Below are 24,746 nucleotides of genomic sequence, written 5' to 3' on the forward strand. Positions count from 1 at the left end.
GTGTATAACCTGCTGCACTGCCTCAACAGCGGGAGCCACCTCATGCCCAAGAACGCTGAACTGACCCTGAAACTGGAGCCGGCACTGCGTGATGCTTTCATCGCAGCGGCCAAAGCGAGCCATCAGCCGGCCGAACAGATCCTGCAAGACTTGGTGCAAGGATTTGTACAACGCCAGCAACAGACGCGCGAGTACGAGACCTATCTGCATGACAAAGTCACCACGGCCAGAGAGCAGGTGCGCACAGGCCAGTACCATCCCGCCAGTGAAGTGGAAGCCCGGTTTGCGGCCCGGCGAGCGGCCTTGCAGGCCAGGGCCGGGCGCGCTGGCACATGAGGGTCTTCTGGACCTCTTCCGCCGAACAGGACCGGAACAACATCATTGACCACATCGGCCAGAACAACCCGCTGGCGGCCATCCGCATGGATGAGTTCTTTGCCCAGTGGCCTGACCGACTGGCCGAACACCCGCTGCAGGGCAAGTCGGGCAAGATACCGGGCACACGTGAATTGATCCCTCACGAAAACTTCCGCCTGGTCTACGAGGTGCAAAGCGACACGGTCTGGATTCTGGCCCTGGTGCACACGGCCCGCAACTGGCCCTGACCCAGCCCATGAACCGACCTTCCCTGCACAGCCCCCTGAACCACGCCCCTCTGCATGCCCTGCCCTGCGTGCTGGCCCTGATGTTCAACGCCTTCGTGTGGGGCGTGTCGTGGTGGCCGTTGCGCCAGCTGGAGCAGGCTGGCTTGCACCCGCTGTGGGCCACCGCGTTGATCTACCTGCTGTCGCTGTGCGTCACGCTGGCGCTGCGGCCCGGGGCGCTGGGCGGGCTGCTGCGCCACCGCGGGCTGTGGCTGCTGTCGCTGGGGGCGGGCATGACCAATGTGTGCTTCAACTGGGCCGTGACGGTGGGCGATGTGGTGCGCGTGGTGCTGCTGTTCTACCTGATGCCGGTGTGGTCCGCCCTGCTGGCGTGGTGGCTGCTGGGCGAGCGCCCGCGCCTGGCCTCGCTGCTGCGCATGGCCCTGGCCCTGGCCGGGGTGGCGGTGGTGCTGAAGGCGCCGGGCGTGGACTGGCCGGTGCCCGAATCGATGGCCGACTGGCTGGCCCTGGGGGGTGGCGCGAGTTTTGCTCTGACCAATGTGCTGCTCAAGCGCAACAGCGGCGCCCCGGCCGAATCGCGGGTGCTGGCCATGTTTGGCGGCGGCTCGGTGCTCTCGTGTGCCACGGCGGCGCTGGGGGTGGCCCAGGGCCACATCAGCCCCCTGCCCGCCGCGGCGCCCGGCTGGCTGCTGCTGGCTGCGGGCCTGAGCATGGCCTACCTGCTGGGCAATGTGGCCCTGCAGTACGGCGCCTCGCGCCTGGCGGCCAGCACCACCTCGCTGGTGATGCTGTCGGAGGTGCTGTTTGCCAGCGCCTCTTCGGTGCTGCTGGGGGCGGCCGAACTGCCGCTGCAGGTGTGGCTGGGCGGCGCCTTGATCGTGGCGGCAGCGGCCTGGCAGGCGCTGACGCCGGGTGCCGACGCGGACGGTTCAGGCCACTGAGCCCCAACCTGGCCCCAAGCCGGCCCCGCCCCGCCCACCCGGTGGTGCCGACGCCGTGGCCGGGCACCCGGAATGTCGCACTTCTGACGGTGTGGCCTCTGCCTCCTCGTTAGCATGGCCCACCCCACAACCACCCACCGGAGCCCTGCATGCCCAGCGTTTACGATTTCGAAGCCCAGCAGATCAACGGCCAGACCGTGCCCTTGAAACAATTCGAGGGGGAGGTGCTGCTGATCGTGAACACCGCCAGCGCCTGTGGCTTCACGCCGCAGTTCGCTGGCCTCGAGACGCTGCACCAGAGCTATGGCGCGCGCGGCTTGGTGGTGCTGGGCTTTCCGTGCAACCAGTTCGGCCACCAGGACCCGGGCAGCGACGAGCAGATCGCCAGCTTCTGCCAGCTCAACTACGGCGTGAGCTTTCCGATGATGAGCAAGATCGAGGTCAACGGCGCCGACGCCCACCCGCTGTACCGCTGGCTGACCGCCGAAGCCCCGGGCCTGCTGGGCAGCAAGATGATCAAGTGGAATTTCACCAAGTTCCTGGTGGGCCGGGACGGCCGCGTGATCCGCCGCTACGCGCCACAGGACGCGCCGGCCAAGCTGGCTGGCGACATCGAACAGGCCCTGGCGGCCTGAGCCCGGCGCCAGGGCCTCAGTGCGGCGCGGGCCGCTGGAACGCCCGCACGCCCATCATCACCCCGCCCATCAGCAAGCCGATGCCGGCCCCGGTGAGCCAGCCGGGCCACTGGCCGCGGTGCAGAAAACCATAGGCCAGGGCCGACAGGGTCTCGAACACGATCAACTGGCCCGTCAGCGAGGTGGGCAGCAGCTTGCTGGCGCGGCTCCAGGCCAGGGTGCCGGCCCAGGAGGCAAACAGGCCCATGGCCAGCATCAGCAGCACAAAGCGCCCCGGCTGCGCGCCCAAGCCCATCCACCAACTGTGCCCAGGCAGGCGACCCTGCCACAGGCCCCAGAGCAGCCAGCCCAGCGCCGCCAGCGGCAGCGTGGTCAGGCCTTGCGCGGTGGTCCAGGTGGTGGCCGACAGGCCTGGGTGCGCCTTGAGCCAGCGGGCGTTGCGGATGGGGTACCAGGTCCAGGCGGCCACCGCCACCACGGTGAGGGCGGCGCCCAGCCCGTAGGCGTGGCCCTCGCCCCCGCCCAGGCGGGCCATCTCCGACTGGTTGACGCAGGCAATGCCGCCCGCGATCAGGCCCAGCGAGGGCATCAGCCGCGCCCAGGGCAGTGAGCGGTCGTGCCAGTTGGCGCACACCGCGATCACCACCGGCAGGGTGCCGATCAACACGCTGGCCAGGGGCACGCCCGCCGCCTGGATGCCGGCCGACAGGAACAGGTAGTACAGGATGTTGCCCACCAGGGACAGCTTGAAGGCCTCCACCCAGTCGGCCCGGCGTAGCGCCGCCAGGCGGCTGCGGTCAGGCCAGGCCAGCAGCAAGGCCACAGCGCCGAAAGCAATGTAGCGCCCGAAGGCCAGGGCCGCCGGCGGGTAGTCGGGCAGCAGGGCCGGGGCCACGAACACCAGCCCCCACATGAGGCCGGCGGCCAGGGCATAGGCCACCCCTCGGATCAGATCTGCTGCGGCCATGGATACGTGAAAGCGGGTGACTTCGGGGGTGGAGGAGGCCTGCAGTGTGCCCCAGGGGGGCTGGCCGGTCTTGTACCGGATTGCGCCTTTCAGGAACGCAAAGGCACCCGGCCCAGTTGCCGCTGGTAGGCCCCGGGCGTGATGCCGTACAGGCGGCGCAGCAGCCGGTTCAGGTGCGACTGGTCCACCAGCCCCACGCTGGCCGCCACCTCGGCCGGCGCCTCGCCCTGGGCCAGCAAGGCCTTGGCGCGTGCGCCTCGGCGGGCCTGCAGGAAGACCTGGGGCGTGTGGCCGGTGCTTTGCCGGAAGCGGCGCAGAAAATGAAAGGGCGACAACCCCGCCTCACGGGCCAGATCTTCCAGCCGCAGGGTCTGGTGCAGATGGGCTTCGAGGTAGTCACGCACCCGCGCCAGCACCGGGGGCGCCAGGCCGGCCGTTGGGGCCTCAGCCGCCCGGCCCCGGCCGTGGCGCTGCACCAGCTCGCTGGCCAGCGTGGCCAGCAGGCTGTCAAAGGCCAGAGGCTGGTCGGCGCAGGCCCACAGCCCATCGAGTGCGGTGGTGACGCGCAGGCCCAGGGCCGGGTCGTCCACCGCAGGCTGGGCAAAGCGCTGCACGGGCTGGCCGCACAGATCGGCCAGCAACGGGGCATCGACGTAAACCATGCGGTAGCGCCAGCCCTGGTCGGTGTCGGCGCGGCCGGTGTGCAGCTCGTCGTCGTCCATCAACACCAGCGAACCCGGGCCGGCCAGATGATCGCTGCCGCGGTAGCGAAAGCGCTCCACCCCCCACTCCACGGCACCGATGCCGAAGGCATCGTGGGCATGTGGGGCGAAGGCGTGGTCCACGATCTCGGCCCGGTACAGCTCCACCCCTGGCCGGTGCGGCACGCGCCGGTACAGGGCGCGGTCGCGCGGCGAATCAAAGGCCTGTGGCACGCCACTGGGGCGCACCACAGGCTCGGCGGCGGGCACAGGCGCGTTCGTCAAGGCTCAGGACCGGCTGGACTGGCGCCAGGCGTGCTGTCGCAGCGATTCGAGCGTCACGAACTGCAGCGCGCTTTCATGGGTGGCCTCCAGCACCACCGGCGGGGCCACGCCGGCCTCCAGCGCCTCGCGCCAGCGCAGCGCGCACAGGCACCAGCGGTCGCCCGGCTTGAGTCCGGTGAAACGGTATTCGGGGCGAGGGGTGCTGAGGTCGTTGCCCACGCTCAGCGAGAAGGCCAAAAAGTCGGCCGTCACACGGGCACAGATCAGGTGGCTGCCGGCATCGCTGGCGTCGGTCTGGCAGCAGCCGTCGCGGTAATAGCCGGTCAGCGGGTCGTAGGAGCAGGCCATCAGCTCCGTGCCCAGCACGTTTTTCGCAGGAGACAAGGTGGTCATGGGGAAACTGCGCCAGGGCGCCAGATTGCAAAACCCCCAGTGTGCGACAAGCTGGTTTGCACTTTGTGAAATATGAACAAAAACCCCGCCTGCCCCAAGTGCATCAGGCGCGCGCGCGGCGGGCCTGCGCCCCCACCTCGCGCAGCAGGTCGGCCAGGGTCTTGCCGGCTTCATCGCGAAAGCGCTCGTCCAGGCGTTCGAGCTGCATCATCCGGTCCAGCCGGAAGCTGCGGAAGGCCTGCCGGGTTTCGCACCAGGCCGCCAGCGTCCAGACCTGGCCCCAGAAAAAGCAGCCCAGGGGGCGCAGCGTGCGCTCGCTGTGCTCGTCCGACAGCGCGTGGTAGCGCAGCCGCACCTTGTGGCGCGTCTGGGCCGCCTCGCGCAGTTGCTGCAGGTGCTGCTGCACCTGGGGGTCCTGCCCCAGGGTGGGGGCGTAGACGGCCTGCGACTCGGCCGCCGCGCGGGCCCCGGCCGGCAGCACCGACAGGATCTTGCCCAGGGCCTGCTCGGCCTCGCGCGCCAGCGCCGGGTCGAACCAGGCCTGGGCCAGACGCACCGCCGCCAGCAGCGCGCCGGCCTCGGCCTGGGTGAACATCAGGGGCGGCAACTCAAAGCCGGCCCCCATGCGGTAGCCCACGCCGGCCTCGCCCTCGATGGGCACGCCCTGGTGCTGCAGGTCGGCCACGTCGCGGTAGATGGTGCGCTCGGACACCTCCAGCCGCTCGGCCAGCAAGGCCGCCGTGCTGAGGCGGCGCCCGCGGATCAGCTGGACGATGTGGAACAGGCGGTCGGCGCGGCGCATGGGTGTCGGGTGGAGTCGGTTGGCAGGGGCAGAGGATCAGGGCCAGGCGGGCCGGGCCCCGGATCGGCGATGATGCCAGTTCCACCCCTGCCCGGAAGCGCCCCCATGAAAACCGCCCTGATCGTGATCGATGTGCAACAAGCCCTGTGCGAGGGCGAAGGCGCCGTCTGGCAGGCCCCGGCCCTGATCGAACGCATCAACGGGCTGACCGCGCGGGCCCGGCAGGCCGGGGTGCCGGTGCTGTTCGTGCAACACGAAAGCCCGGGCAGCCCCCTGGCGCACGGCTCGCGCGGCTGGCAGCTGGCCGACGGGTTGCACACCACCGCCCTGGACCTGCGGGTGGGCAAGAGCACCGCCGACTCGTTCCTGAACACCGGCCTCAAACTGCGCCTGGACGCGCTGGGCATCGAGGCCCTGGTGCTGTGCGGCATGCACACCGAGTTCTGCGTGGACACCACGGCCCGGCGCGCCCTGGCCCTGGGCTACCCGGTGACGCTGCCGGCCGATGGCCATGGCTCGGCCGGCAATGCCGCGCTGAGCGCGGAGCAGGTGGTGGCGCACCACAACATCACGCTGAGCCAGATCACCAGCTTCGGGCCCCGGGTGCGGGTGCTGGCCAGCGCCGACATCGACTTTTCGGCCTGAAGGGCTCAGACCGGCCCCGCCACGCCCATGGCGCGGGCGATCAGGCCCATGTCGTGGGCGCTGAGCTCGAACAGGCCAAAGCGGAACCGCGCCCCCCAGCGCTGGCGGTCTTCGACAAACTCGAAGTGGTCCAGCAAGGGGTGAATGGGCACTTCGCGGGCTTGCTGCAGGTATTGCACATCGCGCCGGAACGGCACGAAGCCACCGCCCATATCAAACGCATAGGGCTGCCCTGGCGCCACCCGGCCGATCGAGACCAGGCGTTGCAGCCGGTCGGAGCCGCCCATGCGGGTGCTGGGCGCGTAATAGGCCACCCAGTCGCCGGGCTGCATGCGCGCCAGCGGGCCCCGCTTGCCGTGGCAGACCTGCATGAAGCCCTGCGGGGCATGGTCACGCCCGTGGCGGGCATGCTCGGCGCTGGCCACGGCCATCCAGTGGCGCAGCGCGCGGGGCGGCGCCAAGGGCTCGTCCGGGAACAGTGACAAAGCCTGCATGGCATGCCCCGGCTCAGCGCTGCACGCTGTGCAGGCCGACGAGGTTGCCCTCGGTGTCGTGCACATGGGCGATGAAGCCGATGCCGTGCGGCAGCTCGATGCAGGCATCCAGCACCCGACCGCCTGCGCCCGCCACACGGGCCACGGCGGCACTCAGCGAGGGGGCACAGTCCAGGTAGGGGCGCACGCCGGCATCGGGGGCCACGCGGCGCTCCGGACCGGCCACCAGGCAGCCGCCCGGGGCGGGCTTGTCGTGGCAGAACACGGCCATGGGGCCGCCGCCAAAGTCTTCGCGGTGCATGGGGCGGGCCAGCACGGCCTCATAAAAGGCCTGGGCGCGATCCAGCTCGGCGCAGGGGATCTCGAACCAGGTGATCGCGTGGCGGCTGGGGGTGGCAGAAGAGGTGTTCATGGTCGTGACCTTCAAAAGTGGTTGTGAAGGACGCCATGGTGCGGTGGGGCTGCTGACAACGGGGTGTCAGCAGCCTGCGGCGCGGGGCCGCAGGGGGCCGGCTCAGGCGGCGGGGGCTTCGGGCAGCTCGGACGCTTCAGGCGCGTCGTCAGCTGCCTCAGGCGGGGCCACCTCGGCCGCTGCGGAGGCGGCAGCAGCCGCAGCGACCGCATCAGCCGCCAGTTGGCGGCGGCGCTGGGCGCGCTCCACGGTGCGGGCCGCGTCGCGCGGGTCAAAGCCGTACATGTCGGCAAAGGCCTGCACGGTCTGGCCGCTGGCTTCGAAGGCGCGCAGGCGGGCCTCGTCGCGGGCGGCGGCTTCGGCGGCCTCGGCCAGGGCTTCGTCGAGCACGGCGTTGGCGGCTTCGTCACGGCCGATCACACGGGCCGCATAGGCCTCGGAGCTCAGGCCCGAGGCTTCGAAGGCCTGCACGATGCGCCGGCGCAGCTTGGGGCGCAGGTCTTCGGCGCCCGGGCGCTGCTGGCGGCGGCGGAACACCTCCAGCAAGGCGTGGTGCACGTGCTCAGGCGCCATGGCCTCGACCGGCTGGCCTTGCAGGTCATGGCGTTGCTGGCCTGCGGCCACCGCCGTCAGGTAGCGACTGGAGCGGGTGTGCAGGGCCAGCGCGGCCTTCAGGGCTTCGCGCTCGAAGACCTCGGGGTGGGCGTCTTGCAGGTCCTGGAAGATGCCGCGCTTGAGCGGCAGCGGCTGCTCGCCGAACAGGGCCGGGTACAGCGCGGCCAGTTGATCGAGCACCGGGTGGCTGCGCGCCGGACGGGCGGGCTTGGGCGACTGGGGGGCTGCCGCGCTGCGCTCGGCACGCTCGGCGCCAGGCTGGCGTGGCGGGCGGCGGCCGCCCTCACGGCCACCTTCACGGCCGGCTTGGCGAGCACCGTCCCGACCCCGGTCACGGGCCCCTTGGGCGGCCGCTGGCTGGGCGGAAGCGCCCTCACCCCCCTCGGGGCGCGAGCGCCCACGGCCGCCGCGGCGACCACGCCGCGCGCCGCGCTCAGTGGGGGTCTCAGTAGGGGGCTCAGTGGGGGTGCCAGCCTCGCCAGCGGGTTCCTGTGCGGTGACGGCACCGGTCGGAACTTCGGATGCGGCGGCCTGCGGCAACGCCGACGCGGCATCGGCCAGAGGAGGTACGCCAGCGGTTTCGGACACGGATTCAGTCATGACAGAACGGATTTCGCAAAGGGACAAACCCGCCATCATGCCAGCACTCAGGCTTGCAGGGCCTCATCGAGCACCTCGACCCAGTGCTTGACCGGTGTCGCCGTGCCGCTTTGCAGGTGGGTGATGCAACCAATGTTGGCGCTGACGATGACCTCGGGCTGCAGGGCCTCCAGGTGGCCCACCTTGCGGTCGCGCAGCTCGTAGGCGATGTCGGGGTTGAGCACCGAGTAGGTGCCGGCCGAGCCGCAGCACAGGTGGGCCTCGTTGCGCGCCACCTGCACGGTGAAGCCCAGCTCGCCCAGGTGGGTCTCCACACCGCCGCGCAGCTTCTGGCCGTGCTGCAGCGTGCAAGGCGGGTGGAAGGCCACCACGCCCTGGGGCGCGCTTTTCAGGCGCGGCTTGAGCAGGGGCACCAGATCAGGCAGCAGCTCGCTGAGGTCGCGCGTCATCGAACTGACCAGGGCCGCCTTCTCGGCGTAGGCCGGGTCGTCGCGCAGCAGGTGGCCGTAATCCTTGATGGTGGCACCGCAACCCGAGGCATTGATCACCAGGGCCTCGACCTGGCCGCTGCTGAGCAGGGGCCACCAAGCGTCGATGTTGGCGCGCATCTGGCCCAGGCCGCCGCTCTGGTCGTTGAGGTGGAACTTGACCGCCCCGCAGCACCCGGCCTGGGGTGCGGTGACGCATTCGATGCCGGCCGCATCGAGCACCCGGGCGGTGGCGCTGTTGATGTTGGGCGACAGGGCCGGTTGCACGCAGCCGGCCAGGGTGAGCACCTTGCGGGCATGGCTGGCGCTGGGCCAGCGGCCCGCCGACTGGGGCAGCGGCACCTTGGCACGCAGCGTGGGCGGCAGGGCCCCGCGCACCATCTGGCCCAGCTTGAGGGCGGGGGCGAACAGCGGCGAGGGCAGGCCTTCCTTGAGCAACCAGCGCACGGCCTTCTCGGCGGCAGGGCGCGGCACCTGCTCGTCCACGATCTGGCGCCCGATGTCCACCAGGTGGCCGTACTGCACGCCACTGGGGCAGGTGCTTTCGCAGTTGCGGCAGGTCAGGCAGCGGTCCAGGTGCATCTGGGTCTTGCGGGTGGGGACCTCGCCCTCGAGCACCTGCTTGATCAGGTAGATGCGGCCGCGCGGGCCGTCGAGCTCATCGCCCAGCAACTGGTAGGTGGGGCAGGTGGCGGTGCAAAAGCCGCAGTGCACGCATTTGCGCAAAATGGCCTCGGCCTCACGGCCGGCCGCGCTGTCCTGGTACTGGGGGGCGAGATGGGTTTGCATGGATGAAAGCGAAGGTGAAATGCGTCACGGCGGCCAGCCGCCTGGAGGGATCTGTCGGGTCGGTCAGGTGGGTGGCATCAATCGGCAGCCGGCTCGCGTTCGAGCATGCGCCCCAGGCGCCGCAGATCGCCCAACAGCGGCGGCAGCGACAGGGACAGCAGCAGCGTGGCCAGGGGCAGCACCCAGATGAAGCCGATGTGCTTGAAGCCGGCCGCCCCCACGATGCCGCCCACGGTGAACAAGCCCAGCAGCGAGGCATACAGCTTGAGCCGCGCCCGGTTGGCGCGCACCTGGGGGGTGGCACCGGCGGCGACACCGTTCCAGTAGAGCAGCTTGCCCAGTTCGATGCCCAGGTCGGTGACGACGCCGGTCATGTGCGTGGTGCGGATCTGGGCCGAGGATATCTTGGTCACCAGGGCGTTCTGCAGGCCCATGATGAAGGCCAGCAACAGCACGGTGAAGGGCACGGCAAACGGGGTCTGGCGGTTGAAGGTGCTGCCGATCAGGCCGAACAGCAGCATCAGCACGGCCTCCAGCAGCAAGGGCAGTGCGTAGCCGCTGCGCAGATGGTGCACCCGGCCCCAGTTGACCAGCACGGCCGTCATGGCTGCGCCGGCGGTGAAGGACAGCAAGGCCCCGCAGGCCGAAGCCACCAGCAGCACATTGCCCAGCACCAGGTTGTCGGCCAGCATGGACACAAAGCCCGACATGTGCGAGGTGTACATGCCCACCACCAGAAAGCCGCCGGCGTTGATGGCGCCGGCATTGAAGGCCAGCAAAAAGCCGAGCAGCCGGTTGGTGGCCGGGGTGCGGTGCAGGCCGGTGAGGTGTCGCAGGCGGCGCATGGGCAGGCGATCGAGGCGCTGAAGCGAGCTTACCAGCCGCGGTACAGCCGGCCGTGGCCGAACACGCCGGCCGGGTCGAACTGCTGCTTGAGGCCGCGCTGGATGCGATCGAGCGCGGGCGACAGGGGGGTGAACACGTCGAGCGCGGCATCGGGCCCACGAAAGCGGGTGGCATGGCCGCCCACGCTGACCGCGTGGTGGCGCAAGCGCTTGGCCTGCTCGGACGGCGCGTGCAGCCAGCGCTGGGCGCCGCCCCACTCGATCAGGGTGGGGCCCAGTTGCAGCGGCACCGCGGTGTCGGGCACAGCCAGACGCCACAGGCTGAAATCGGCCTGGGGCTGGAAGAAGGGGTGGGTCTGCTCGCGCAGCGACTGCCAGAAGGCCTGCGCCGACTCGGGCGCCAACAGCTCGCCACCCAGGCGCTGGCAGGCGGCCTGCACCGCAGCCTGGGCGCCGCGCAGGCGCAGGTGGAGCACGCCGGCCAGCCAGCACGAGGCGTTCACGGGCAGGGGCAGGCCCCCCCAGGCGTTGAGGCGGGCCAACGCGGTGGGCTCGTCGAACTCGAAGCGCAGCGTGGCGTCGGCCACCGGTACCGGCAGCACCTTGAGCGAGACCGAGGTGATCAGCCCCAGCGTGCCCAACGAGCCCGCCAGCAGGCGCGACACGTCGTAACCCGCCACGTTCTTCATGACCTGGCCGCCAAAGGTGAGGTGCTCGGCCCGGCCATTGACCAGCTCCAACCCCAGCACGTAATCGCGCACATTGCCCACGGCCGCCCGGGCCGGGCCGGCCAGGCCAGCGGCCACCATGCCGCCCACCGTGGCGCCGGGGCCGAAATGTGGGGGCTCGAAGGGCAGGCATTGGCCCTGTGCCGCCAGCGCGGCCTCCAGCTCGACCAGCGGGGTGCCGGCACCGGCGGTGATCACCAGTTCACTGGGTTCGTAGGCACTGATGCCTGCCAGGCTGCGGGTGTCCAGGACCTGGCCGTGCAGGCTCTGGCCATAGAAATCCTTGGTGCCACCTCCGCGGATGCGCAGGGGCGTGGCAGCGGCGGCGGCGGCGCGAATGCGCTCGATGAGGGTTTGCAAGGCGGTCTCCATGGGCGCAAATGGTACGCCCAGGGCCCGACCGGTGCGATAGGCGGCCCCGTGATTTTTTTGAACGCCCGGCATGCAGAAAATTGAGCCAGGGCAATTTCAGGCCACCCTGGCGGGCCCGGACGACCGACCCGCCAGGGCTGGAGCCAGGCCGGCGCTCAGCCCTCGGCGAAGAAATTCACCGGCAGGCCCGGCACATCGACCCGGGCGGCCAGCACGCGGCCGTTGTCGGGCCAGTGGTCGGCTTCGGCCGCCGGGCGGCCATTGGACGCGGTGGTGACATACAGGGTGCGGCCATCATCGCCCCCGAAGCAGGGCATGGTGGGACAACGGGCCGGCAGCGGCACCTCGGCCAGCAGCTCGCCCGCGGGCGAGAACTTGAGCAGGCGGGCACCCTCGAACTGGGCGCTCCAGTAGTTGCCTTCGACGTCGACTGCGGCGCCATCGGGTCGACCGCCATAAGTGGCAGCGGCAGCCATGTCGTCGGAGCGGAAGCCCTCGGGCTTGGGAGGCAATTGGGCAAACAGGCGGTGACGCCGCAGGGCGCCGCTGGTGGGGTCGAAGGTCCAGGCGTCGATGCGGTGGTCCTGGGTGTCGGCCCAGTACAGGGTGCGGCCATCGGGCGACCAGGCCAGCCCGTTGGACACCACGTTGTTGATGGCCCGCAAGGCGAGCGTGGGCTTGCCGCCCTCGCGGGCATCGACGCTGAACAGCTCGCCCAGGCGACGGTCGCGGGGCTCATAGATGGTGCCGGCCCAGAAGCGGCCCTGCGGGTCGCAGCGGCCGTCGTTGAAGCGGGTGGTGCGCGGGTCGTGGCTGAAGCCGGCGATGCGCTGCAGCGCGCCGCCCCAGTCGCGGGCCCGGTACACGCCATCACGCAGCGCCAGCACCAGGCCGCCAGCGCGGGCCGGCGCCACACAGCCGGGCTCGCTGGGCAGGGCCCAGTGCTCGATGTGGCCGGTGAACACATTGCAGCGCAGCAGCTCGCGCCCGGGGATGTCGACCCAGTACAGCATCTGCTCGTGCGGGTGCCAGAACGGCGACTCCCCGAGTTTGCTGCGCTCGGGGCTGATGGCCTGCCAGTTCAGGTGGAGGGTGGTGCTCATGCGGGGTCTCCTTCGTCATGGCTGATTTCAATGCTCATCTGCAGGGTCAGCGACTCGCCAGGGGCCAGCGTGCGCACCCCGAGCTCGGCCGGGGCACGGCCCTGCGCGTGCTGCAGGTTGATGGCGTTGTTGGCATGGCTGACCGGCTCAATGGCCACGCTGTCTCGTTGAGGCTGGGTGCACACCACCAGGTAGGCGGTGTTGCTGCGCACGCGCACGGTCATGACCGGATCGCGCAGGGTGACCAGGCCGCACCAGCCCTCGAAACAATGGTCCAGGTCCAGCAGTTTGGCATCGGCGTGCAGGCCGGTGGACGGGGTGCGGTGGGTGGGCAGCTTGTCGGGGCCCACTTCCCAGCGAGCGGTGGCCTCGAAGGCGAGGTGGGCGCCAGCGCGCTTGACGAACCAGGGGTGCCAGCCGAGGCCCGCAGGCACCGGGTGGGGCGACTGGTTGGTCATGCCGAGCGTCAGCTCCAGGGTGTTGCCGCGCAGGCGCAGGGTCTGGGAGGCGTCAAAGGCAAAGGGCCAGGCGGCGTCGGCCGGGTGCTCAAAGGCCATGAGCAGGTGGTCGGGGCCCTGCTTCAGCACCTGCCATGGGGCTTGCCAGCCCACGCCGTGGATGGCATGCGGCTCGGGCGCGTTGTTGTTCACCAGGGGGTGGCCTGTGCCCTGCCAGTGCAGCACGGCGTGGCCGATGCGGTTGGAATACGGCACCAGCGGGTAGCTGCCAGATTGGCGCGCCTGGGCCAGGCCCTCGGGCGGCGGCAGGCGCAGCACGGGCTCACCCCGCCACCACAGGCCGGCCAGGCAGCCGCCCAGGTCGGGGCGCACCGCACAACGCAGATCACCGCCGGCGGCGGTGTTGTCCAGGATCAGGGCGGGGGCATGGGGCATGGCATTCACCTTGGCGGCCGAGGCAGCGAAAAACGGAACCCCGGATTGTGCCCTCGGCCCGCCATGCCCCGCACAAAAAAAAGGGCCCGCCGAAGCGGGCCCAATATCCAAGGGAGACTCTCAATGAAAAAAACCTCGGAGGGGTCGCAGGGCAGCTACGGCCCCTCCGGCATGGCCTTTAACGGTTGTAAGCCGTTTCGCCGTGCGAGGTGATGTCCAGACCTTCGCGCTCGTCTTCTTCGCTGACGCGCAGGCCAATGGTCAGGTCGACCACCTTGTAGGACACGAACGAGACCACGCCCGACCAGACCACGGTGACCAGGACAGCCTTGGTCTGGATCCAGACTTGGGAAGCGATGGAATAGTCAGCAGCCGTGATGCCGGTGGCCGTGACCCAGTCAGCCACGAAGCCGGGGCCACCCAGGGAAGGCGAGTTGAACACGCCGGTCAGGATGGCACCCAGGATGCCGCCCACGCCGTGCACGCCGAACACGTCCAGGGTGTCGTCAGCGCCGAGGATCTTCTTCAGACCGGTCACGCCCCACAGGCAGACGAAGCCAGCCAGCAGGCCGATCACCAGGGCACCGCCGATACCGACGTTGCCGGCAGCCGGGGTGATGGCCACCAGGCCGGCGACGGCGCCAGAAGCAGCACCCAGCATCGAGGCCTTGCCCTTGTGCAGAGCTTCACCCACCGACCAGGCCAGCACAGCGGCGGCGGTGGCACCAAAGGTGTTGATGAAGGCCAGGGCGGCGAAACCGTTGGCTTCCAGAGCGGAGCCGGCGTTGAAGCCGAACCAGCCCACCCACAGCAGCGAGGCGCCGACCATGGTCAGGGTCAGGCTGTGAGGCGCCATCGATTCCTTGCCGTAACCGATGCGCTTGCCGACCATGAAGGCACCCACCAGGCCAGCCACAGCGGCGTTGATGTGCACCACGGTACCGCCGGCGAAGTCCAGCGCGCCCCATTGCCAGATCATGCCGGCCTTGCCGTTCATGGCATCCACAACGTCCTTGCCGGTGTAGGCGTCCGGGCCCATCCAGAACCAGACCATGTGGGCGATCGGTGCGTAGCTGAAGGTGAACCACAGCACCATGAACATCAGCACGGCGGAGAACTTGATGCGCTCAGCGAAGGCGCCCACGATCAGCGTGCAGGTGATGCCGGCGAAGGTGGCCTGGAAGGCGGCAAACACGATTTCAGGAATCACGACACCCTTGCTGAAGGTGGCGGCATTCACGAAAGTGCCTGCGGCGTTGTCCCAGATGCCCTTCATGAACAGCCGGTCAAAGCCGCCGATGAAGGAGCCGCCCTCGGTGAAGGCCAGGCTGTAGCCGTAGATGAACCACAGCACGACGATCAGCGAGAACGTGACCATCACCTGCATCAGCACGGACAGCATGTTCTTGCTGCGCACCAGGCCGCCGTAGAACAGGGCCAGGCCGGGCACGGTCATCAGGATCACCAGCAGGGTGGAGACCATCATCCAGGCGGTGTCGCCCTTGTTGGGAACCGGCTGCGGTGCAGCGGCGGCAGCAGCGTCAGCCGGTGCGGCGGCAGCGGCAGCAGGCGCTGCGGCATCGGCCGGCTTGGCGTCAGCGGCCTTGGCCTCGGCAGCAGGCGCTGCAGCGGCCGGTGCCTCGGCAGCAGGTGCTGCGGGGGTCTGAGCCAGCACGGCGCCGCCGGCAAACATCAGACTGAAACCCAGTGCAATCGTTGCGAATAGCTTTTTCATGGTTGTGACTTTCTTTCGGACGTGACCGAGGGCTCGTTTACAGGGCCTCTTTACCGGTCTCGCCGGTACGGATGCGGACCACCTGCTCGAGGTCGTACACAAAGATCTTCCCGTCGCCGATCTTGCCGGTGCGGGCTGCGGACTCGACAGCTTCGATGACGCGTTCGACCAGGTCGTCGGCCACAGCCGCTTCGATCTTCACCTTGGGCAGGAAGTCGACGACATATTCGGCGCCGCGGTAGAGCTCGGTGTGGCCCTTCTGGCGACCGAAGCCCTTCACTTCCGTGACGGTGATGCCTTGCACACCCATGGCGGACAGTGCTTCACGCACTTCGTCCAGCTTGAAGGGTTTGATGATGGCAGTTACGAGTTTCATGCGTTCTCCTAGGGGCCAGGGCCGCTGATCAGAAGTTGTACTTGACGCTCAGGACCACACCGTCACGACCGAGGTTCTTGTTGGACGGGGACACATAAGCGCCGCTCTTGGCGTCCGTACCGAGCACCGCGCCCGACACGACGAAACCATTGCCCAGGTCCTTGTTCAGGGTCAGGGCGTAATCGGTGTAGCTGTACAGGCCGTTGTTCTTGACCAGTTGGCGGCCCACGTGAGGCACCAGGCTCAGGCCATTGCCCAGGTCGAAGGTGGCCGACACGTCGAGGTAGCCGCTGTTCTTGCTGTTGGGGGTGCCGAACAGGTCAGACAGGCTGTGCGAGTACTTGGCGGTGACCACGCTGTAGGTCAGGGCGCCATAGATTTCATCGGTGTTGGCATTGACGCCAGACACGTTCTTGTAGCTGTTGCCCACGTATTCATAGCGCAGGTAGCCCACGTCGTAGGCCACGTCCTTGACCACTTCGCCGCGGTAGCCGCCGTACAGGTCGAGCTCGACCGGGCCCTTGGCATTGACGCCGGCCACGGTGCCGCCGTCCTTGATCCACTTGATGGTGGAAGCCCAGGCGCCAACGTAGAAGCCGCTGGTGTGGGTGAAATCGACGCCGCCTTGCACAGCCGGCAGGAAGCGCGACTGCGAAATGCCGCGGTAGCGGTATTCGGAGGCCAGGCTGGCATTGAAGGCCAGCGTGTTTTCAGGCGCGGCGGCCGGAGCTTCAGCCGGTGCAGCGGTCTGGGCAAACGAGGACGAGGCGGCCAGGGTCAGAGCAGCCAGGATCATTGTTTTTTTGACGTCGAATTTCACGGAGTTCTCCTGTTAAAAAAAATCATCGGGTTGACGCTGCACTTATGCAGGTTGTGTGCCAACTTTTGCTGCTCTTTGCGCAAATCCCCGTTGCCGCCAGCGGAACGCCCAGGAAGAGAGCGCGGTTTTTTGTTTCAAACTTGTTAGAGAAGCACCTAATTGGTGCAGTCACGTGCAGCCTACGCCGATCGGCCTCCCAATGCACTCTTCTGGTGACGAGATGAACAGGAGCGCATGAAAATGGGTCTTTCTTTGGTGCAAAGCCGGGTTTTGCTCGGTTTCGAGGCCTTGCCGGTGACCGTTGAGGTGCATCTGGCCAATGGCCTGCCCAGCTTCACCCTGGTGGGGTTGGCCGAGGTCGAGGTCAAAGAGGCGCGCGAGCGCGTGCGCTCGGCGCTGCAGAACGCCGGGCTGGAGTTCCCGCACAACAAACGCATCACCGTCAATCTGGCGCCGGCCGACCTGCCCAAGGATTCGGGGCGCTTTGACCTGCCCATCGCCCTGGGCCTGCTGGCCGCCAGCGAACAGATCGACCCGGCCCGCCTGGCTGGCCACGAGTTCGCGGGCGAGCTGTCGCTGTCCGGCGAGTTGCGCCCGGTCAGTGGGGCACTGGCCATGAGCCTGGCCCTGCACCGCCAGGGCGGTGCGCCTGTGCAACTGGTGCTGCCCCCCGGCAGTGCCGAAGAGGCCGCCCTGGTGCCCGACATGCCGGTCTGGCGCGCCAACCACCTGCTGGATGTGGTGCAGGCCTTTGCCTGGACGCCCAGCGACGGCCCGGCAGCTGATCCCGAACCTGGCACCGGTCTGGTGCGGGTGCTTGCGCCCGCGCGCAGCCAGGCGACCCAGGGCCCCGATCTCAGTGAGGTCAGAGGCCAGGCGGCCGCCAAACGGGCACTGGAAATCGCCGCAGCAGGCCACCACAGCCTGTTGATGAGCGGCCCACCGGGCTCGGGCAAGTCGATGCTGGCCCAGCGTTTTGCCGGCCTGCTGCCCGAGATGAGCCTGGACGAGGCCCTGGAAAGCGCCGCTGTGGCCAGCCTGGAGGGGCGTTTCAACATCAGCGACTGGGGCCGGCGCCCCACCCGCCAGCCGCACCACACGGCCAGCGCCGTGGCCCTGGTGGGGGGGCGGTTCACCGCCGCGCCCCGGCGAAATCTCGCTGGCGCACCACGGTGTGCTGTTTCTGGACGAGATGCCCGAATTTCCCCGTGCCGCCCTCGAGGCCCTGCGCGAGCCGCTGGAAACGGGCGAAATCACCATCTCTCGGGCCGGGCGGCGGGCCAACTTCCCGGCCCACTTCTTATTACTGGGCGCCATGAACCCCTGCCCCTGCGGCTACCACGGCTCGACCGTGCGCGCCTGCCGTTGCTCGCCCGAGCAGATCGCGCGCTACCAGGGCCGGCTCAGCGGCCCCCTGCTCGACCGCATCGACCTGCACCTGGAGGTGACCGCCGTGCCCGCCCTGGAACTGCTGCCCGGCACTGGGGCGGCCTCACCCGCGCCAGCCGCCACCGACAGCGCCGAACTGCGCGCCCGCGTGGCCGCCGCCCGGGCCCGCGCCCTGCGGCGCCAGGGCTGCCCCAACCGCGATCTGCAAGGCCAGGCGCTGGACACCCACCTGCAGCTGGGCGAGGGCGTGGCCGGCCTGCTGCAGGCCATGAGCCGCCAATGGGCCTGGTCGGCCCGCGGCGTGCACCGGGTGCTGCGCGTGGCCCGCAGCGTGGCCGACCTGGCCGACTCAGACACCGTGCAGGCCGAACACCTGGCCGAAGCCGCGCAGTACCGGCCCCTGGTGGTGCGGCGCTGAGGCGCCGGGCACCACGCCCTCGAACTTCTTCCACAACGGCCTGAATCACAGGGTGGCCCTGAGCCCCCCGCAGGTGATGTTGGCCAAGCGGGCATAGGGCACAGTGACATGAGATCGCGCAGGCTGTCACTGGCTGAGGCGCAACGCCCGGCCACCGCAAAAAATACCAAAAATTGGTACGATTGGCGCTTCTCACAAGGAGAAAGCCAATGAGCCGAAATACCTCCGTATCCCTCGGAATGCACTTCACCAGCTTCATCGACGCCCAGGTGCAAGGCGGGCGCTATGGCTCGGCCAGCGATGTGGTTCGGGCAGGATTGCGCCTGCTGGAAGAACATGAGGCCAAGGTGAACGCGCTGCAAGATGCCCTGCGCACAGGCCTTGAATCCGGTGAGCCGCGCCCCTTCGACTTTGAGACGTTCAAGGCGCGTAAGCGTGCAGGACTTCAGCCGCGATGAAGGCTGTTGCGTTCTCGCCAGCGGCCGAGGCCGACATAGACGAAATCTGGGACTACAGCGCCTCTAGGTGGGGGCCAGACCAAGCCGACGACTACATCGATGCCATTCGGGATGCGTGCCATGCGCTGGCCCGAGGAACCAAGCAGGGTCGCACTGCCGAGGTGCTGCCGGACTTTCAAAAGCACCCGTGCGGCTCGCACGTCATTTATTTTCTGGACTATCCCGGCCATCTGGACGTGATTCGCATCCTGCACCAACGGCAGGATGCTGAGCGGCACCTTTAGCCCACGCTTGAACTCCGGGGGTCACGTCTTGCCTTTTGCCCCACGGAATGCCCTCTCCCGCCCTCCCAACACGGCGAAAGTCCTGGATATCACAAAGCCCTTGCGAATCGAGCAGGCGCTGCCCCATAACCGTCCGTGCCGTCCATCGCCAAGCCCCGCCTAGCTACGTCACCGACATGGCCAACGATGACCTGGCCGAGATAGAGCGGGCGCTTTGCAAAGTGCTGGGGGTCAGAACGCCCAGCCCGGCCCGCGCCTGAGAACGTGTCCTGATCGACGCAAACCGCACGGAACGCCGGCTTCAGTGCCGTGCCGCCGGCAGATCGCTGTCGGTCAAGGTGCGCAGGAAAGCCACCAGATCGCGCACGTCCGCCTCGCTGAGGCGGGCCCGCCCACCCGGGTCGGTGCCGAAGGGGGCCTCGGTGTTCACATTGGAGTGGTACTTGGCCGGCAGGTCGTCGTACTTTTTGACGCGGCCATCGCGGCCGCGCGGGAAGACCCGCTCAGGCCGGGTGTCGCGCTCGGCATAGAAGCGCACCGCATCCTCCAGCCGGTGGTAGACCCCGTTGTGGAAAAAGGCTTGGCGCACCGCCACGTTGCGCAGGCTGGGGGTCTTGAACAGACCACAGTACTCGGGGTGGTCCTTCAGGTCGGTGCGCATGGGGCCGCACAGGCCCAGGTCGAACCAGGCCGGATCGGCATTGGCGCTGATGGCCTTGTTGCGCGGCACCCCCAGGGCGATCAGGCCATGGTCGGTGAACTCGGGAAAGGCGCCGCGCTTGACCGCGCCCGGGTGGCACTGCAGGCAGTTGCCTTTGTTGGGGTCGTTGAAGACAGCCATGCCGCGCCGCTCAGCGGCATTGAGCTGGGCCTGGCCACGCAAAAAGGCGTCGTAACGGCTGTTGTAGGGGTAAAAATCGGCCGGGCTTTGCTGGAACACCTCCAGCGCCCAGAGCAAGCCCTTCCAGGCCTGGTCGGGCTGGCTCAGCGTCTGGGGCCCGAAAGTGGTGCGAAAAGCACCGGCGCTGGGCGAGGCCGTCAGCCGCGCAATCACGTCCGCCGGGCTGCGATTGGCCATCTCCAGCGGCGACAGCAAGGGCATCTCGGCCTGCTCATGCGCCGAATTGGCGCGCCCGTCCCAGGTGCGCCCCCCGGTGGGGCCCTGGTCGATGCTGTCGTTGCCATCGTTGTCACTGAAATGCTCGCTGAAAGGTGGCGTGGCCTGCCGGTAGCGCAGCGAAGGCACAGAACGCAAACCCTGCAGGTGCCCATCGGGCCCACCCAGCTGCACCGACAAGGCGTTGGCCGGCCCGTACGCATGCTGCGGGCTGTGGCACGAGGCACAGCTCATGCGGCCCGAGGCCGACAGCGCCGGCTCGTTGAACAGGCGCCGCCCCAGCTCGGTCAGCTCAGCCGGGTTGGGCTGGCGCTCAAAACGGGTGGCATAGAAGGGCTGGGCGGGTTGCGCCGGTTGAGCGGGCGGGGGCGACTCGGCCCACACCGGCCCCGTCACAACACACCACGACAGCACAGCAGCAGAAAAAGCAGAAGACAGACGACTCACGGGCGCGGCTTTCAACATCAGAGGCCGCCCTTGTACCGCCGCCTGATGGCATTGCGATGACAGCCCGGCACCTGACCCGCTGCCAGGGCAAGCGCCCCGGCTTCGACTGCAAAGACTTGGTAAAGAAAGGCATGGGCAGAAGTATGTAAACGGTCTGTCACAGCGGCTCGGAACACTGGCCTGCCCATCTTTCCAACCACCGGGATCACTCCACCATGAAAAACCGTCCCTCGCTGAAAGGCCTTGCCGTCTTTCCCCTGACCGTGCTGGCCGCCCTCGCGCTGAGCGCCTGCAACGACGACAGCGTCGACACCACCACCGCCTTGCGCTCCAAGGTCAAGAACGTGGTCGTCATCTATGCCGAAAACCGCTCGTTCGACGGTCTCTATGGCAACTTCCCTGGCGCCAACGGCATCAGCAGCCTGTACGACGCCAATGGCAAGCTGACCTCGGCCTACGTGCCGCAAAAAGACCGCAACGGCAACGTGCTGGCCACCCTGCCCCAGACCTGGGGCGGTGTGACCGCCGGCGGCGTGACCCCGGTGGTGACCCAGGCGCAAAGCGCCGGCCTGCCCAACGCCCCGTTCTCGATCGAAACCGCCTTCCAGGCCGCCTCGAACGCCGTGCTGACCACCGCCACCGTGACGCGTGACCTGTACCACCGCTTCTTCGAGAACCAGATGCAGATCAACGGCGGCGCCAACGACATGTTTGCCGCCTGGTCGGACGCCGGCGGCCTGACCATGGGCCGTTTCGACACCAGTGGCACCGCCATGTACAAGCTGGCCCAGCAGTACGTGCTGGCCGACAACTTCTTCCAGGGTGCCTTTGGTGGCTCCTTCCTGAACCACCAGTACCTGGTGTGCGCCTGCGCCCCCGAGTACCCGAACGCCGACACCGCAGCCGCCGCCCCCACCATCGCGGTGCTGAACAAGGATGCCAGCGGCAAATACACCTCCACGCTGAGCACCAAGTCGACCAGCCCGGCCTCGGCCCTGGACGGCGCGCCCAGCTATGTGCTGAGCGGCAACATCACGCCTGCCAACTACTTTGGTGACGGCAAGTTCTACGCTGTGAACACCATGCAGCCGGCCTACCAGCCCAGCGGCAACGCCCCGGCCAACGTGACCGGCAGCAACGCCCTGTACGCCAACGCCACCAAGGCCACCACCCTGCCGCCGCAGACCGCCACGAACATCGGCGACCTGCTGGATGCCAAGAACGTGAGCTGGAAGTGGTACAGCGGTGCCTGGAACAGCGCCCTGGCCGACGGTGTGCAAGACCCGACCGCCCCCCGCTCGGTGATCTACGCCGGCAACAGCTTTGGCGTGGCCACCACGGCCAACGTGGACTTCCAGCCGCACCACCAGCCCTTCAACTACTACGCCAAGGCCGACCCGGTGACCGGCGCCGCCTACCGCACCAACCACCTGAAGGACTACAACGACCTGGTGGCCGACGCCGCCGCCGGCACCCTGCCCGCCGTGACCTTCTACAAGCCCGAAGGCCTGTACAACCAACACCCGGGCTACGCCAACATCAAGGACGCCGACAGCAAGATCGCCGACCTGATCGCCAAGCTGCAGAGCAGCCCGCAGTGGAACAACATGGTGGTGGTCGTGACCTACGACGAGTTCGGTGGCACCTGGGACCACGTGGCCCCCCCCAAGGGCGACCTGATCGGCCCCGGCACCCGCATCCCGGCCCTGGTGATCTCGCCCCTGGCCAAAAAGGGCACCGTGGACCACACCCAGTACGACACCGCCTCGGTGTTGCGTCTGATCACCCGCACCTTCGGCCTGGACACCCTGCCCGGCCTGGCCTCGCGCGACGCCGCATTGAAAGCCAATGGCGCCTCCGTCATGGGCGACCTGACCAATGCGCTGCAGTTGAACTGATCGGCTCGCTGCTCTCGCCTGCAAAAGGGCCGGCCTCCGACAGGGGCCGGCCCTTTGCCTTGTGGCAATACCAAGCGCCATCCCCTGGCATTGGGCAGCAATCGGCAACGCTGTTGCAGAATCCGGTTTCATGCGAATCTTTCTACCCGTCATCGTGGCCGGAGCCCTGCTGGGCTGTCTGGGCACGGCAGTGGCTCAGACCGAAGCCCAGCCCATCGCGGCCTCCGCGACGGCGAAGCCGGCCATCTCTTTTCTGGATCTGCCACGCTTTGACAAGGAACTGGCCCAGGCCCTCAACGCCGGACAGGCCGAAGTGGGGGTGAGCTTCTACGGCAAGGTCACACCCAACGAGGTGCCCATGCGGCTGCAGAAGTGGCTGACGGCGATCGAGCAGTCGGGGGGGCGTCTCGAGGTGTCGCCACCGCCCGGTGATGTGGCGCCGCGCAACCCGGTGCTGCTGCTGGGGCTGGTCAGCGGGCTGTGGTCGGCGCTCAAGACCTGGGGCGAAATCAAGGAATCTCAGGTGCTGCAAGCCGCGGCGGGCCATCAGGCCAGGTTGGTGCTGAACAAGACCGAGGGCGGCGAGGTGTTCATCGAACGCGTGGTGTTCGAGAAAGTACCCAAAGCCCCTTGATCCCACCCTGGCAGAGACAGGCCTTCCAAACAAAAACGATGAAAAACAACAATTCGATCACGGCGATGACAGGCTGGGTGAACAGAAGCCTGGCCCTGACCCTGGCCTGCACCCTGGCGGGGCCGGCCCTGGCAGCCCGAGACGCGGACGAACGCAACCTGGTCATCAGTGCACCGGAGGCCACGACCGTGGCCACGGCCTCGCAGCGGGTGGCCCTGGTGATCGGCAATGGGGCGTACCGCGATGCGCCCCTGCACAACCCGCCCAACGATGCCCGGGCCATGGCCCAGGCCCTGAAGGAATCGGGCTTTGCGGTCACGCTGCAGGTGGACACCGACATCCAGGGCATGCTGACCGGCATCCGACGCTTTGGCGACCAGTTGCGCAAGGGCGGGGTCGGGGTGTTCTACTACGCTGGCCACGGCATGCAGATCAAGGGCCGCAACTACCTGATCCCGGTGAACAGCGTCATCCAGCGCGAAGACGAGGTGGCCTACCAGGCGGTGGATGCCCAGGCCATCCTGGACAAGATGGAGGCCGCCGGCAACGGCACCAACATCATGATTCTCGATGCGTGCCGCAACAACCCGTTTGCCCGCAGCTTTCGCAGCGCCCAGCAAGGCCTGGCCCAGATGGACGCCCCGGTGGGCACCCTGGTGGCCTTTGCCACCGCGCCAGGTTCGGTCGCGAGCGACGGCAGCGGCAGCAACGGCCTGTACACCCACCACCTGCTGAGCGCCATGCGCGAGCCCGGTGCCAAGGTCGAGGACGTGTTCAAGCGCGTGCGCTCGGCCGTGCGCCGCGAATCCAAGGACAAGCAGGTGCCCTGGGAAGCCACATCGCTGGAGGGCGATTTCTACTTCATGGCCCCCAGCGACAAGACCCCCTCGGCCAATGCGGCGCTCGAAGAATCCATGTGGGTCCTCGTGAAGGCCTCGGGCGATGCGCTGGATCTGAAGACCTTTTTGGCCCGCTTTCCCAACAGCATGCACGCCGCCGAGGCCCTGGCCCGGTTGAAACAGAACTCGCCAGCGGCGCCGGCGCCCCAGGCGCCCACGCCAGCTCCAACGGCGACCGTCGCACCGCCCCCAACGGCCCCAGCGGCCCCACAAACCCAGCCCTCCCCGCCAGCCCAGCCGGCCTCCCCGGCGGCCGGAGCCAACCCCTTCGGCTTCAGTGTGGGCGACCGCTGGAGCTACCAGCAGATCGACAAGTACAAGGGCGAGGTGATCTCCAACTGGAACCGCAAGATCAGCCGCATCCTGCCCAATGGCGACCTGCTGAGCGGCTCCGCCGTGATGAGCCCCAACGGCAACCTGCGGCAGCTGAGCAACACCCGCTTTCCAAGCCGTGTCTACTCGGAGGCCGAAGTGCTGTTCCCCAGAAAGATGGAGACCGGCCACCAGGAAGACTTCAGCTACAAGGAGCAATCCAGGCGCTCCGACGGCAAGGAGTTCGAGCAGGTCTTCAAAGGCACGATCAAGGTCAAGGGCCAGGAACGCATCAAGGTACCCGCGGGCGAATTCACGGCCTTTCGCGTGGAGCGCGAGGCCTCGGTGACCGGCATCCAGACCAACGGGCAGGACCGCTGGAACGGCCGTCAAGAGATCACCTACTGGTATGTGCCTGCACTGCACTACTACGTGGCCCTGGAAGAGGTCTGGCGCTCGGGCAATGGCGCGCCTGACATGAAGCGCAACGAACTGACCAGCTACGAGGTGCGCCCGGCCCAGCTCGCCGACAAGCGTTGAACAGACAACCGCCCTGGTTGCGCCAAGACAGCGGGCCAGGCCACGCAGAAGCCGCTGCAACACACCCCCTGTGCCCACAAGGAACCCCATGAAACGCTGGACTTCA

Annotated in this window: 26 protein-coding genes and 1 pseudogene; 11 read left to right on the forward strand and 16 right to left on the reverse strand. The window is 68.2% G+C overall.

Features of this window, described 5'->3' with window-relative positions; translation table 11 throughout:
• The first annotated feature begins 42 nt into the window (after positions 1–42).
• The 4 genes from F624_RS0106995 (at position 43) to F624_RS0107010 (ending at position 2,181) form a co-directional block, all read left to right on the forward strand.
• Positions 43–336 carry a hypothetical protein gene (locus F624_RS0106995; protein ID WP_019573565.1) on the forward strand — a complete coding sequence of 98 codons (294 nt, stop codon included), beginning with the start codon at positions 43–45 and terminating at the stop codon, positions 334–336.
• Entirely contained in the window at positions 333–605 is a 273-nt protein-coding gene (locus F624_RS0107000; protein ID WP_019573566.1) for a type II toxin-antitoxin system RelE/ParE family toxin, read from the forward strand. The genes F624_RS0106995 and F624_RS0107000 overlap by 4 nt, the downstream gene beginning before the upstream one ends.
• 8 nt (positions 606–613) lie before the next feature.
• On the forward strand, positions 614–1,546 hold the full coding sequence (locus tag F624_RS0107005) for a DMT family transporter (protein WP_019573567.1): 933 nt from the start codon (positions 614–616) through the stop codon (positions 1,544–1,546).
• A 149-nt stretch (positions 1,547–1,695) separates the two neighbouring features.
• On the forward strand, positions 1,696–2,181 hold the full coding sequence (locus F624_RS0107010) for a glutathione peroxidase (protein ID WP_019573568.1): 486 nt from the start codon (positions 1,696–1,698) through the stop codon (positions 2,179–2,181).
• Positions 2,182–2,197: 16 nt separating this feature from the next.
• Here F624_RS0107010 and F624_RS0107015 read toward each other — a convergent pair whose 3' ends face one another.
• From F624_RS0107015 to F624_RS0107030, 4 genes are all read right to left on the reverse strand, one after another.
• Positions 2,198–3,148, reverse strand: a complete 951-nt coding sequence (locus tag F624_RS0107015; protein WP_019573569.1) for a DMT family transporter — start codon at positions 3,146–3,148, stop codon at positions 2,198–2,200.
• Positions 3,149–3,237: 89 nt separating this feature from the next.
• A complete protein-coding gene (locus tag F624_RS0107020) occupies positions 3,238–4,134 on the reverse strand; it encodes an AraC family transcriptional regulator (RefSeq protein WP_245573577.1) in 897 nt (298 codons plus the stop codon).
• Positions 4,135–4,137: 3 nt separating this feature from the next.
• The gene (locus F624_RS0107025) at positions 4,138–4,527 is read right to left on the reverse strand and encodes a DUF2237 family protein (protein WP_019573571.1); all 390 of its coding nucleotides are present in this window, start codon (positions 4,525–4,527) and stop codon (positions 4,138–4,140) included.
• A 103-nt stretch (positions 4,528–4,630) separates the two neighbouring features.
• Positions 4,631–5,329: a helix-turn-helix transcriptional regulator gene (locus F624_RS0107030; RefSeq protein ID WP_019573572.1), complete on the reverse strand. Its 699-nt coding sequence runs from the start codon at positions 5,327–5,329 to the stop codon at positions 4,631–4,633.
• A 105-nt stretch (positions 5,330–5,434) separates the two neighbouring features.
• Between F624_RS0107030 and F624_RS0107035 the strand changes: the two genes are divergently transcribed.
• Entirely contained in the window at positions 5,435–5,974 is a 540-nt protein-coding gene (locus F624_RS0107035; RefSeq protein ID WP_019573573.1) for a cysteine hydrolase family protein, read from the forward strand.
• 5 nt (positions 5,975–5,979) lie between these two features.
• Here F624_RS0107035 and F624_RS0107040 read toward each other — a convergent pair whose 3' ends face one another.
• From F624_RS0107040 to F624_RS0107090, 11 genes are all read right to left on the reverse strand, one after another.
• On the reverse strand, positions 5,980–6,468 hold the full coding sequence (locus F624_RS0107040; protein ID WP_019573574.1) for an EVE domain-containing protein: 489 nt from the start codon (positions 6,466–6,468) through the stop codon (positions 5,980–5,982).
• Between the two features lie 13 nt (positions 6,469–6,481).
• Positions 6,482–6,880 (reverse strand): VOC family protein, encoded by a 399-nt coding sequence (locus F624_RS0107045; protein WP_019573575.1) that lies wholly within the window; start codon positions 6,878–6,880, stop codon positions 6,482–6,484.
• A 102-nt stretch (positions 6,881–6,982) separates the two neighbouring features.
• A complete protein-coding gene (locus tag F624_RS32285) occupies positions 6,983–8,095 on the reverse strand; it encodes a ProQ/FinO family protein (protein WP_019573576.1) in 1,113 nt (370 codons plus the stop codon).
• 47 nt (positions 8,096–8,142) lie between these two features.
• Positions 8,143–9,372, reverse strand: coding sequence for a glycolate oxidase subunit GlcF (gene glcF, locus F624_RS0107055; RefSeq protein ID WP_019573577.1), 1,230 nt, complete (start codon positions 9,370–9,372; stop codon positions 8,143–8,145).
• A 77-nt stretch (positions 9,373–9,449) separates the two neighbouring features.
• A complete protein-coding gene (locus tag F624_RS0107060) occupies positions 9,450–10,217 on the reverse strand; it encodes a YoaK family protein (RefSeq protein WP_019573578.1) in 768 nt (255 codons plus the stop codon).
• A gap of 29 nt (positions 10,218–10,246) precedes the next feature.
• Positions 10,247–11,317 carry a glycolate oxidase subunit GlcE gene (gene glcE / locus F624_RS0107065; RefSeq protein WP_019573579.1) on the reverse strand — a complete coding sequence of 357 codons (1,071 nt, stop codon included), beginning with the start codon at positions 11,315–11,317 and terminating at the stop codon, positions 10,247–10,249.
• Between the two features lie 155 nt (positions 11,318–11,472).
• A complete protein-coding gene (locus F624_RS0107070; protein WP_019573580.1) occupies positions 11,473–12,420 on the reverse strand; it encodes an SMP-30/gluconolactonase/LRE family protein in 948 nt (315 codons plus the stop codon).
• Complete coding sequence (locus F624_RS0107075) at positions 12,417–13,313, reverse strand: aldose 1-epimerase (protein ID WP_019573581.1); 897 nt, start codon at positions 13,311–13,313, stop codon at positions 12,417–12,419. Before F624_RS0107075 ends, F624_RS0107070 begins: the two co-directional genes overlap by 4 nt.
• 178 nt (positions 13,314–13,491) lie before the next feature.
• A complete protein-coding gene (locus F624_RS0107080) occupies positions 13,492–15,048 on the reverse strand; it encodes an ammonium transporter (protein WP_027474979.1) in 1,557 nt (518 codons plus the stop codon).
• Between the two features lie 37 nt (positions 15,049–15,085).
• On the reverse strand, positions 15,086–15,424 hold the full coding sequence (glnK, locus tag F624_RS0107085; protein WP_019573583.1) for a P-II family nitrogen regulator: 339 nt from the start codon (positions 15,422–15,424) through the stop codon (positions 15,086–15,088).
• A 28-nt stretch (positions 15,425–15,452) separates the two neighbouring features.
• Complete coding sequence (locus F624_RS0107090) at positions 15,453–16,244, reverse strand: TorF family putative porin (RefSeq protein WP_245573578.1); 792 nt, start codon at positions 16,242–16,244, stop codon at positions 15,453–15,455.
• A gap of 240 nt (positions 16,245–16,484) precedes the next feature.
• Here F624_RS0107090 and F624_RS32290 point away from each other — a divergent pair.
• From F624_RS32290 to F624_RS0107105, 3 genes and pseudogenes are all read left to right on the forward strand, one after another.
• Positions 16,485–18,051: pseudogene (locus tag F624_RS32290) on the forward strand (YifB family Mg chelatase-like AAA ATPase).
• 209 nt (positions 18,052–18,260) lie between these two features.
• The gene (locus tag F624_RS0107100; RefSeq protein ID WP_031254405.1) at positions 18,261–18,509 is read left to right on the forward strand and encodes a type II toxin-antitoxin system ParD family antitoxin; all 249 of its coding nucleotides are present in this window, start codon (positions 18,261–18,263) and stop codon (positions 18,507–18,509) included.
• Positions 18,506–18,793 carry a type II toxin-antitoxin system RelE/ParE family toxin gene (locus tag F624_RS0107105; RefSeq protein ID WP_019573588.1) on the forward strand — a complete coding sequence of 96 codons (288 nt, stop codon included), beginning with the start codon at positions 18,506–18,508 and terminating at the stop codon, positions 18,791–18,793. The genes F624_RS0107100 and F624_RS0107105 overlap by 4 nt, the downstream gene beginning before the upstream one ends.
• Before the next feature lie 301 nt (positions 18,794–19,094).
• On the opposite strand, the gene F624_RS0107110 is transcribed toward F624_RS0107105, so the two are convergent.
• Positions 19,095–20,357, reverse strand: a complete 1,263-nt coding sequence (locus F624_RS0107110) for a cytochrome-c peroxidase (protein WP_245573579.1) — start codon at positions 20,355–20,357, stop codon at positions 19,095–19,097.
• A gap of 215 nt (positions 20,358–20,572) precedes the next feature.
• Here F624_RS0107110 and acpA point away from each other — a divergent pair, with 215 nt between their 5' ends.
• From acpA to F624_RS33305, 3 genes are all read left to right on the forward strand, one after another.
• Positions 20,573–22,255: an acid phosphatase gene (gene acpA, locus F624_RS0107115; RefSeq protein ID WP_019573590.1), complete on the forward strand. Its 1,683-nt coding sequence runs from the start codon at positions 20,573–20,575 to the stop codon at positions 22,253–22,255.
• Between the two features lie 130 nt (positions 22,256–22,385).
• Complete coding sequence (locus F624_RS0107120; protein ID WP_031254409.1) at positions 22,386–22,889, forward strand: hypothetical protein; 504 nt, start codon at positions 22,386–22,388, stop codon at positions 22,887–22,889.
• Positions 22,890–22,966: 77 nt separating this feature from the next.
• Complete coding sequence (locus F624_RS33305; RefSeq protein ID WP_169426556.1) at positions 22,967–24,640, forward strand: caspase family protein; 1,674 nt, start codon at positions 22,967–22,969, stop codon at positions 24,638–24,640.
• The last annotated feature ends 106 nt before the right edge of the window (positions 24,641–24,746 follow it).

The organism is Curvibacter lanceolatus ATCC 14669, assembly GCF_000381265.1.
In the GTDB taxonomy this organism is placed as follows: domain Bacteria; phylum Pseudomonadota; class Gammaproteobacteria; order Burkholderiales; family Burkholderiaceae_C; genus Curvibacter; species Curvibacter lanceolatus.

Coding starts and splice junctions, on each gene's coding strand:
- F624_RS0107070 (WP_019573580.1), bottom strand. CDS start 12,420: ATGAGCACCACCCTCCACCTGAACTGGCAGGCCATCAGCCCCGAGCGC.
- F624_RS0107005 (WP_019573567.1), top strand. CDS start 614: ATGAACCGACCTTCCCTGCACAGCCCCCTGAACCACGCCCCTCTGCAT.
- acpA (WP_019573590.1), top strand. CDS start 20,573: ATGAAAAACCGTCCCTCGCTGAAAGGCCTTGCCGTCTTTCCCCTGACC.
- F624_RS0107015 (WP_019573569.1), bottom strand. CDS start 3,148: ATGGCCGCAGCAGATCTGATCCGAGGGGTGGCCTATGCCCTGGCCGCC.
- glcF (WP_019573577.1), bottom strand. CDS start 9,372: ATGCAAACCCATCTCGCCCCCCAGTACCAGGACAGCGCGGCCGGCCGT.
- F624_RS32285 (WP_019573576.1), bottom strand. CDS start 8,095: ATGACTGAATCCGTGTCCGAAACCGCTGGCGTACCTCCTCTGGCCGAT.
- F624_RS0107010 (WP_019573568.1), top strand. CDS start 1,696: ATGCCCAGCGTTTACGATTTCGAAGCCCAGCAGATCAACGGCCAGACC.
- F624_RS0107105 (WP_019573588.1), top strand. CDS start 18,506: ATGAAGGCTGTTGCGTTCTCGCCAGCGGCCGAGGCCGACATAGACGAA.
- F624_RS0107025 (WP_019573571.1), bottom strand. CDS start 4,527: ATGACCACCTTGTCTCCTGCGAAAAACGTGCTGGGCACGGAGCTGATG.
- glcE (WP_019573579.1), bottom strand. CDS start 11,317: ATGGAGACCGCCTTGCAAACCCTCATCGAGCGCATTCGCGCCGCCGCC.
- F624_RS0106995 (WP_019573565.1), top strand. CDS start 43: ATGCCCAAGAACGCTGAACTGACCCTGAAACTGGAGCCGGCACTGCGT.
- F624_RS0107100 (WP_031254405.1), top strand. CDS start 18,261: ATGAGCCGAAATACCTCCGTATCCCTCGGAATGCACTTCACCAGCTTC.
- F624_RS0107075 (WP_019573581.1), bottom strand. CDS start 13,313: ATGCCCCATGCCCCCGCCCTGATCCTGGACAACACCGCCGCCGGCGGT.
- glnK (WP_019573583.1), bottom strand. CDS start 15,424: ATGAAACTCGTAACTGCCATCATCAAACCCTTCAAGCTGGACGAAGTG.
- F624_RS0107045 (WP_019573575.1), bottom strand. CDS start 6,880: ATGAACACCTCTTCTGCCACCCCCAGCCGCCACGCGATCACCTGGTTC.
- F624_RS0107000 (WP_019573566.1), top strand. CDS start 333: ATGAGGGTCTTCTGGACCTCTTCCGCCGAACAGGACCGGAACAACATC.
- F624_RS0107030 (WP_019573572.1), bottom strand. CDS start 5,329: ATGCGCCGCGCCGACCGCCTGTTCCACATCGTCCAGCTGATCCGCGGG.
- F624_RS0107040 (WP_019573574.1), bottom strand. CDS start 6,468: ATGCAGGCTTTGTCACTGTTCCCGGACGAGCCCTTGGCGCCGCCCCGC.
- F624_RS0107035 (WP_019573573.1), top strand. CDS start 5,435: ATGAAAACCGCCCTGATCGTGATCGATGTGCAACAAGCCCTGTGCGAG.
- F624_RS0107060 (WP_019573578.1), bottom strand. CDS start 10,217: ATGCGCCGCCTGCGACACCTCACCGGCCTGCACCGCACCCCGGCCACC.
- F624_RS0107080 (WP_027474979.1), bottom strand. CDS start 15,048: ATGAAAAAGCTATTCGCAACGATTGCACTGGGTTTCAGTCTGATGTTT.
- F624_RS0107120 (WP_031254409.1), top strand. CDS start 22,386: ATGCGAATCTTTCTACCCGTCATCGTGGCCGGAGCCCTGCTGGGCTGT.